Source organism: Methanobrevibacter sp., from assembly GCF_045577275.1.
Classification (GTDB): Archaea; Methanobacteriota; Methanobacteria; order Methanobacteriales; family Methanobacteriaceae; genus Methanobrevibacter.
The window spans coordinates 1-10025 of record NZ_JAZNIB010000020.1 but is presented as its reverse complement, the minus strand read 5'-3'; the positions used below and the strand labels follow the sequence as shown (position 1 = coordinate 10025).

The window sequence follows — 10025 nt, the reverse complement described above, 5'->3', positions numbered from 1 at the left end:
AGTCCTTTTAGAGGAGCTTTCAAATGGATTTTTAGAGCTCTTATTGCTGAAATCATCAAAAGGCCCTTTGAAATCATCACTGGAAGATCCGTCAGCCTTATGTCTAGGAATATATTCCTGTCCGCATTCAGGACAATACTTTGCTTCGTCCTTAAGTTCTCTACCACAATTTGCACAATATTTTGTCATTTTAACCCCTTTACAAAAACATTCAACAAAATATAAGACTTAATAATAAAAATAGTTTTTAAAAAATATAAGAAAATAAAAATAAAAAGTAAAAAAAAGAGAATAAGTTAAATTAATTATTCTCCTTTAATTTCCTCGTCTACTTCAATACCCATTTTAGCAGCCATTCTAGCAAGAATGATAGTTACAACAACAGCGAGAATGGTTACAATAATTGCATAAATGAATAATCCGCCAAGTGCGTCTCCAGTACCAACTAAAGTTTCAATTAATTTTTGGATTGCGTCATTCCATGCTAAACCTGCAACTAAACCGAATGCAGTGGTTACTAAAGTAATAATGGTTTTCATTACTGTTTTTGCGACCATAATATATCTCCTTAAATATTTTTTAAAATTAACTAAAATTAGTAATTAACTACATTTTATACAAAATGAATTCACTCATAAAAATTTAGTCAATAATTTACTAATTAATAGTTATTTTTTATTATGTATTTTATCATATATAAAGTTATTACTAAAATAAACTTTAATTTATACTATAAAATAACTTTAAGTAAATATTAAGTAAAGATTTTCAAAATAAGTGAAAATTATAAACTCAATAGAAAAAATAGAAACATTAACTTGGATAAATTATAAAAAATTGATAAAAATTATGCTAAAAAATAATGTCAACCATATCATTTCTTAGAAAATTCTCATCAAAACTGACTATAGAATCTAACGAAAACAATTTTGCAGTAGTTATAATTGAGCAGTCAGTGAATCCCAATTTATGCTTTGCCTTTAAATCCTTATCTCTTCTTCGATTAAGACGCTTATATGTGCTAAGCACTGAATCATTGAAATCTGGAATTTCATATTCATTGATCCAAATGAAATTGTCTTTCATCATATTATAGGTATTTTTAGCTACTTCAACACTATCCTTTTGACCTAATATGTTCATTACTTCCGATACAATCTGATTGGAAACATAACATTCATTTGAAACAGTTAAATTCTCTTTAATTTCCAATTTAACTGCCCTCTCATGCAACTCATCATTCGGTAGAATGGCAGCCACAATGAAATTAGTATCCAATAATAATTTGCTCATTCATATAACTCCTTTTCCAATTGAACTGCATTTGTTTTAGTCTTTACAGTTCCTGCTCCCATCATGTCCCTAAAGGATAATTTTTTCCTGAAAGAAACTACAATCTCTCCACGGTCATTCTCTTCCCATTCAACTATATCATCCGGCTGAACATCATACTTTTTTCTATATACCGCAGGAATTGTAGTTTGATTCTTTTTATAGACTTTAGTTTCAATAACCATAAAAATCACCATACTTTTTAATTATTGCTATGTAATTTTATATTTACTATACTTTATAAAAGTTACTATGATGATTTTAATTCACTATTCAAAAATAATTTATTTTACAATGAATTATTAGATTTTAGACATTATAAAAATTTTTAAAGTGCAAAATTGTGAATAAACACAAATGTGTAAAAAAAAAGAGTTAATCCACTCATTTAAATTAACTAAAAAAAAGAAAGATGAAAACTAAAAAAAATAAAACATTAGTCACTAAGACTAATGCTTTCACTTTCAGACTGGTTTCCAGACAAGTATTTTACTTTTGCTCTGGTAAACATCTTTTTAAACCAGTCATATAATACTACTAAAAGTACTGCATTGGTTACACCGTGGGTCAAGTCGTAGGAAACACCGTTAAGGTATAATGCAATGATTGGAGTGATCTCCAATGCTGTTCCAGAATAGAATATTGCGGAAATGTCTGTAATCCAACCATATAAGAATCCCCATAGGAGACCAAAGACTATTCTGAACCCTACATTATCAAATCTTGAAGCGAGGAATCCTGCACTTGCTCCCATAAGTCCCCAAGCAAGCATCTGGAACAGGACCCAATATCCCATTCCCATGAATAAACCAGAGACAAAGGCAGTTAATGCACCTACGATAAATCCTTCTTCCTTGCCGAATACGACACCCACCATAATTATAATAAATGAAGCCATGTTTACAGCAGGAATTGACATCAGAATAATACGCCCAACAGTTGCAATAGCTGTGAGCACCGCAATTAAAACAATTGATTCAACCGGCGGCTTCTTCTGTTCATACATCTTAAATATAGCATAAAACAATCCCACAAGGAACAATATAAGGAAAATAACCATTGTAATTGTAAATATTTGGCTATTTATTACACCATTTGCACTTGTGGTCATATTTGTTAACATTTGATCCATTGCACTCATTATAACACACTCAATAAATTAAATCTAATCACATAATTTTATTCAAATTTAATTATTTAACCTCATATTAATTATTAGATATTATTATAATTATTAGAATATTAGAATTTTTATAATCATTAATAATATTAAATTACTCCAAATCCCATTTGGACTTCAAATCATCCAATGTAACTATTTCAGGAACATAATCCTTTACCATCCTGTTGACGAAGGTTGTATAGAAATTATTCTCTGCAAAGATTACCTTAGGATCATCATCTATCTGAATATCCCTATCAAAGAGCATCAGACATCGCTTGCAGTTATTGGCTACGAAATCCAAGTCATGGCTTGTCATGAGTATTGTAAGTCCATTGTCACGAAGGGAATTCAAAATCTCGGCAAGTGCCTTGCTTGATATTGGATCAAGTCCCTTTGTAGGCTCATCCAATATTAAAACATCTGCATTTTGAAGCAATGCCTTGACAATGACTATCTTTTGCTGCTCTCCACCACTGCAGTCATAAGGATGCTTGTCAATCAGGTCAGATATATCAAAGAACTCAATCAACTCCTTGAATTTAAAGTCAATGCTATCAAATTTCAAACTGTTAAGCACATCGGATTCAATGAATTCCTCATTGCTTAACTTCAATAGCTTTTCATAGCTTTCCTTGCTGAAATCAACATCATTTCCATTAAGAAGATTTGATTCAATGATTGATTCCAGAAACTCTTCCCTTACATTGTCTTTGGAAAAGTGAATCATAGGATTCTGATGAACATAAGCCAATCTGACACCTTTCCTATACTTTACCTTACCTTTTATTGGCTTCAATATTCCAACCAGCAATTGGAGGAATGTTGACTTTCCAACACCATTTCCACCAATCAGGCTTACAAAGTCACCGTCATTCAAGTCAAAGTCAACATTTTTCAATATCAGGTTCTCCTTTTCATATGCAAAGTAGATTCCATTCATTCTTATCAATGCATCCTTGTTGCGATTGAATGAAATCTTATCCAAAATACCTGATTTTTCTTCAGAATGGTATTTTTTACTATTGTGATGTAGATTAGTCGAACTTGAATTATCAGAATTATTAACATCATCACTTATTTTGATTAAATCATCACGGATTGTATTAAGACATCGTCTTCCTTCACGAATGCTTAAAGGAGTATTCAATTTAATTAAACTTGGATACTTGACGGAAAGTGAGTTGTATATTTTGGTTACAACTGGAAGGTAATTTTCAAATATCTCATCATCAATCACTTCACTGCAGATATTATGTGCATTGTCAACAAACTCGATTTTACCTCCCTTAAGGAACACCGCCTTATCGATAAATGGAAATATGCTGTCTGCCTTATGCTCACTCATTATGACAGTTATGGAAAATTCCTCATTCAACCTTCTGACAATTGAAAGGAATTCATATGAAGCGATAGGGTCAAGCTGAGACATAGGCTCATCAAGAAGAAGCACTTCTGGCCTTAGGACAAGAAGGGAACAAAGGTTCACCAATTGCTTCTGTCCACCGGAGAGTTCATTCACATTCTTATGAAGTATGTCATTGATGCCGAAGAATGCAACTATCTCACTTATCCTGTTTCTGATTTCTTCAGTAGGAAGACCTATGTTTTCAAGTGGAAATGCAATCTCCTGAATTACAGTGTCTGTCACTATCTGACTGTCTGGATTCTGGAATAGGTATCCTATATCGCATGCAGAGGAAAGGTCATCAAGGTCTTGGATTCTTGTACCGTTGAACTTTATTTCACCAGTTCTCTTTCCTGCAGGCATCAATTCCTTCTTCAGATTTGTGAGCAAAGTTGTCTTACCGCAACCAGACGGTCCGCACAGCAAGACAAAATCACCATAATCGATTTCAAGATTGATCTTATCCAATGATTTTATTTGTGATTCGCTTCCATCTGAATTGAGGTATGAAAAACTGAAATCCTTAAATTCAATCAATGCCATAATAATCTCTCCTGATGATACGCATCATCCCTAATTTCTCCATAAGATACGCTCCTTGATTTCCAAGTAGATTAAAGGTAATAAAAATACTATAAATGCCAAATAATAAATATTGAATGGCAGATTGCTAAATGAAAAGTTAATGGATGGATATATATTGATCATTCCAATTCCTTTCAATAATCCCACTATTATAATAGCTACTGTAATGAAAATAACTGCTAAGAATGCTAAATCAGCATTTCCAAATTTGTATGATAGATAACTGGTTCTTTCTGTTGCATTATATCCTCTTGCCTTCATTGATTTGGCTGTAAACATGGATTCCTCCAAGGACCATGAGACTGTTATTCCCATGATTTTACCAAGTGTCTTTGCCTCTTTTATGATTGCAGCTATTCTTTTGTTTGATTTGAGCTTGTTTACAAATTTTGAATCGTAGTCTGTGTTTATATTTGAATTGAATTCATCGACATTCAATTTATTTGAATCATCCAAGATATCTTCACCATCATCTTCATCCAATTCAATTCCATTGCTCTTTAAGTTGTTTAGCTTCTGCACTTCAATAGCTCTTGAATTGATGAGTGGAATGAATCTTAAAGCCATGACGATTATCATGGAAATAATCGGCAGTTTTTTAGAAAAGATGTAAAGCATTTCCTGATAGCTCACAGACCTGTTGTAGGATGAAAACACCAAAATGACAATGAGCAATGCTAAAGACATCAATATACCATATGCTATAGCCTCATAAGTTATGAAAAAGTTTGACCAAAGGTATATCTTATGGGCTCCTGTCCTATTAAGCAATGGATTCAGAATCATTATGAGAATGCTTAATGGAATGAAAAGCTTCATGATGTTCTTTAGTTCAGAGCTTACTCCCTGAAGGTAAATCAAAATCAGTATGAGAACTAGGAATGTGACTACAAAATAAGGATCGCTGAAAATGAATGCAAAGAGAACCATTATAAAGTAATAAAGCAAATAAACTGCCGGATGAATTGATGTAAGTTCCATAATAGCTCTCCTTATCTCATTTCAATTAAATATTATAAATCTCAATTTTAATTTTATTTTTTAGTTTATAATTAATTAATTATTTAATTTGTAATCTATATAAAGTTTTCTTTATAAATAATAAAATAAATTTGATTTATAGATTGATAAATAAGTAGAATAATAAAAAAACAAATAAAAATAGAGAAAAAGAAAAATAGAATAATAAGATATACTTTAGGAATAAATAAAAAGAAATTAATCCTATTCTATAATCTAGCAAATTTGAATAGGAAATAAAAACTTTTAGACATTAATCCTAAAGCATCTCCTCAACACAATTTATACTTATAAAATATATTTTATAAAATATAAATTATAATTGATTATAACTATTTTGTAAAAGGTTGTTAATAAAAGTTATTATTTTTTAAAAAAAGGAATTTTGTTAATACGATTAAAATAAGTAAAAAAGTAAGAATATGTAAAAAAAGTAAAAAATATAAAAAAATAAATCCAGTTTTAAAAAAAAAAAACTGGAAAAGATAAATTATTTTAAATTCCTCTTGGAACGTTTTATAAGTTCTGATGCACATGCAAATATTAAGAGCAGTATTATGCAAAGAACAGTTGCATCCATTCCACCTAAAGCCAATGAACGAGCTGCAGCTGCAGGATCATCATCAACATTCAAGTTATATGCAGTGGCTGATTGAGTCACTGAAGCAGATGAAGAAGTACCAACAGTATTACCATCAACAACAGTTGTATTTGAATTGACACTTGTTCCATTCACATTGGAATACTCACCAGAATTGGTGTTTCCATCGCCATTTCCATCAGATGTGCTATTGGAGTTTGCGTCACCATTTGCAGTACCTCCATTGTGGGAACCGTTACCGGAGTTTGATCCTCCAGAACCGTCTCCTTTTCCACCACTGGAACCTCCCTTGTCAGGGTCAACAACCCTATTATCAACAAAGGTATTGTTTTCTCCACCAATGTCATCAAACAATTGATTTTCAGGAGCGATAACATCTGGGTGACTTGTAGGTTCATAATTCAATAAATCCAATAGATTATAATCCTCACCATCTTTTGAGACAATCATAGGGGAATAAGGGTCACCATATTTAATGTCATCTTTAGTGAATACAATTTTGGAATTTGGATGTTTCAATTTCCATATCCTATTGATTTCCTTGACGATTCTATTAATCAATGGCTTCAATGAAGGAACCTCATTATTTTCCATACGATTGTTATTGGAATGGTATAATGAAACAGCTCTGACAACCAAAGCCTTATCACCATAAGTGATGTGGTTATCATATATCTTGCTGTAATCAGCATCATATCCTTCAATAAGGTAATTCACTCTGGAATTGCAGCTAACATTGTTCTTGTAGAACTTGGTATAATCAGCACCTTCCAATATTGCACCATATGATACATTGGTTGATTCGCAAATGATCTTGTTTCTTGCCATTGTAGTGTTGATGGAATTGTAACCTGCAATAATACCTGCTGCATAGTAGGTTCCGTTTACACGTACCTTATTGTCAGTGAAGCTATTGTTTGCAGATACTTGATCCCTATGACCTGTTTCTGCACCTAAAACACCTAACCCGTAAAGGTAAGGGTCCTTTGCAGTTACATTTACATTATTATGATGAACCTTATTGTTGTTGCTTTCATAATAAAGGTCAATGCCCACAATGGAATTGGTTGATTCCTCAATTGCAGTGTAGTACTTGGTTACACCAGATGTAGCATTTATCTTGTTGTATCCAATATCGTTTGAAGATGAATAGAATAAAATTATACCGTAAGTCTTGTAGACTTCAGGAATATCCATGCCTGCCGCTTCATAGTCATCCACACTTATTGAACTGTCCACTTTTATTGAAGAGTCGTATAGATGAGGCTTGCTTGTACCGTTAACCAATATGTTGTTATTTCTTATAGTGTTGTTTCTGGAATCGTAAAGCATAACCGCAAATGCCAAACCTTCCGCCTTAACCTTAACACTATTGTTCAATATCTTATTGTTGCTTGATTCTGAAACATATATTCCGTATCCATTATCAAAACTGTTCAATTGAATATTGTTATTGGTTATGCTGCACTTCTTGACATTGTCAAGCAAAATTGCAAACCTATGGTTATCTTGCTTGTTTCCTGGATTTCTGTTGATTATGGTGAGTCCATCAATGAATACATTATCGGATTCGACCTTGATGACTGAATCATATAATCTTGCATTATCTGACTTTAGACTTACAGGAGCGTTTAAGATAATCCTTTTATCCTTGAAATCCCCTTTGAATATCAAATCATAATCAGCATAATCCGCCTTCAGATAACCGTCACTATCAAAGCAGTCATAGAAATTATCCTCTGTTACAATGAACTGATGTCTTATTACGCTAACATTAGCTGAAATCTTGCATGGATTGAATGTGTCATTTCCTGCATAGCTTATATTCATTGCATAATTGCCGACATTTGCATTAAAACGCAAGCTTGCTTTACCGTTTTCATCAGTGATCTTGACATAATCCTTGTCGAAGATATGGAAAATTACTTTTCCGCCACTGATTGGATTTCCATCCTTATCCTTTAGGTAAACATCATAGAAAGTTCCTTTGTATACTGAAACATCTCCAGCAACAATGATTGTGTCAATCTTATCATCACTGTATGTTCCATTGTCATCAGTACCGTTATCATCGGTGCCGTTTGCATCAGGGTCTGTGCCGTTAGTTCCATTGTCAGTGTCATTTCTTTCAATCTCAGAAGGGTCAGTCATGTTTACAATCAAACCGTTAATTGTATTGTTATAGATTGCACAATGACTTGGAGTGATCGGATTTCTATTGGTATATTTCAATACTGCAATAGCATCTTCATCCCCTGAAATATCGATATTATTGTCACAAACCAATGCATAACTGACGTTACCTCTTAGCACAATGGCACTCTTATCGTTAGTAAAGTTATTGTATCTTATGGTTATGTTTTCTGCAAGCTTGGAAGTGAAGATTACCACTCCTGATGAATTGACGCCAACAAGGGTATTATTTTCAACAATCAGATTGGATTTTGTTGAATTTATGCAGTTTGCAGATTCAGTGTAGATTGTATTGTTTGCAATCACAAGATTTGTTCCTGTGTTCTTGATTGAATCTGAACCGACAGACCTTAATGTATTGTTGGCAATTATGTTGTTTTTACCACTATTTTCAATAGCTACAACATTTCCATCCTTATTCCAGTCATGGACATCAGTATAAGCTGTTGATACATTGTTATTTGCAATTGTTACATTGTCTCCACCAACGCTTATTGCTGAAGGGCCTCCAACATTTGATATTGTGTTGTTGTATATCAAAGCGTTTGAAGCGTCAACCATTATTGCATGATAGACATCTTCCAATGTATTGTTTGCAATTACCGCACCAGGACCGCTTGCTGTTTGCATAAGATAAATTGCATAGCAATAGGAGTTGTAGGTACCGTTTCTACTTTTAAGGTAATTGTTTGCTATAATGTTTCCAGTACATACCTCATCATCAATAGGCATGAAATCCCCATTTCCATAAGCGGACTGATAAACCATATTTGCCATTTCAGACTCAATATAGTTGCCTCTTATTTCATTGTAAGATGAAGCTGTCATTGGAATTGTAGAGCTTAAACCAGATATGAGTGTGTTGTTGATAATCCTGTTATGGCTTGCATTGCTCATCATGATTGCAAAACACTTATGAACGCTCACATTGATCAGTGAGTTTTCAATTGTGTTGTTTTCTGAATTTATAATGCTTATTCCAGATAGATAATAATTTGAACGGCTTGCCTTTTCCTTAGTATTGACTATGCGAACATTAGTTATTACAGTGCCGGAACTGCCTTCAATGAGGCGTATCAAACAGTTTGACAATTGGTCTCCATCATCAGAGAATATGTTCAAACGCACATTAATGGAAAATACCTTATCAGACATGCTTTTGAGCCTTATGGTATCTCCATCCTTGAGAGCACCTGGCTTTATCAAACCGCCATTTGTTGCATCAAAGTATTTTGAATAGTTTGAACTGTCAATTGTGATAGGTTCAGTATTGGAGACTATAATCTCATCTGAATCTGACACTGATGAACTGCTAAGCTTATTAGAGTCCTTTAAGTCATCTAAAGTAATTTCATCATCCAAATCCTGATTTTCATCAACCAAATCAATGGTCTCTTCATCTGAACTCAAATTTGAATTTAAGATATTTGAAGAATCATCAGATATGGAATCATCAAAATTGCTAGCCAAATTATTATAAGAATCCGAAATGCCTATGGAATCATCAATTACACTATCTGATGTGTTAGTGACATCCTGAACTATATCATCTGCACTAACTACACTCAAAGATAAGAATAATATCACTATTAAAGCAAGAATAGAGGGCAATTTCATTTTATTCGTCATTTCACCTCCATTCAAATTCTTATGAGTTATTTTTTATTGTACTTATTATATAAAACTATCCAAATTGGTTGAAAAAAAGTAAAATATAGTTAATT

8 protein-coding genes are annotated in these 10025 nt (G+C 32.8%); all 8 read right to left on the bottom strand.

Annotated features, from left to right (window positions below):
• Positions 1–189, bottom strand: a 189-nt coding sequence (locus tag ACKI67_RS00820; RefSeq protein ID WP_407461488.1) for a zinc ribbon domain-containing protein, incomplete at its 3' end; no start/stop codon positions are given.
• A gap of 116 nt (positions 190–305) precedes the next feature.
• Complete coding sequence (locus tag ACKI67_RS00815) at positions 306–557, bottom strand: DUF5654 family protein (protein ID WP_407461487.1); 252 nt, start codon at positions 555–557, stop codon at positions 306–308.
• Positions 558–852: 295 nt separating this feature from the next.
• Entirely contained in the window at positions 853–1293 is a 441-nt protein-coding gene (locus ACKI67_RS00810) for a type II toxin-antitoxin system VapC family toxin (protein WP_407461486.1), read from the bottom strand.
• On the bottom strand, positions 1290–1517 hold the full coding sequence (locus tag ACKI67_RS00805; RefSeq protein ID WP_407461485.1) for an AbrB/MazE/SpoVT family DNA-binding domain-containing protein: 228 nt from the start codon (positions 1515–1517) through the stop codon (positions 1290–1292). The genes ACKI67_RS00810 and ACKI67_RS00805 overlap by 4 nt, the downstream gene beginning before the upstream one ends.
• A gap of 251 nt (positions 1518–1768) precedes the next feature.
• Positions 1769–2473: an ECF transporter S component gene (locus tag ACKI67_RS00800; protein ID WP_407461484.1), complete on the bottom strand. Its 705-nt coding sequence runs from the start codon at positions 2471–2473 to the stop codon at positions 1769–1771.
• Positions 2474–2606: 133 nt separating this feature from the next.
• Positions 2607–4445 (bottom strand): ABC transporter ATP-binding protein, encoded by a 1839-nt coding sequence (locus tag ACKI67_RS00795; RefSeq protein WP_407461483.1) that lies wholly within the window; start codon positions 4443–4445, stop codon positions 2607–2609.
• Positions 4446–4475: 30 nt separating this feature from the next.
• Entirely contained in the window at positions 4476–5468 is a 993-nt protein-coding gene (locus ACKI67_RS00790) for an energy-coupling factor transporter transmembrane component T family protein (protein ID WP_407461482.1), read from the bottom strand.
• Between the two features lie 529 nt (positions 5469–5997).
• On the bottom strand, positions 5998–9930 hold the full coding sequence (locus ACKI67_RS00785) for a right-handed parallel beta-helix repeat-containing protein (protein WP_407461481.1): 3933 nt from the start codon (positions 9928–9930) through the stop codon (positions 5998–6000).
• Between the last annotated feature and the right edge of the window lie 95 nt (positions 9931–10025).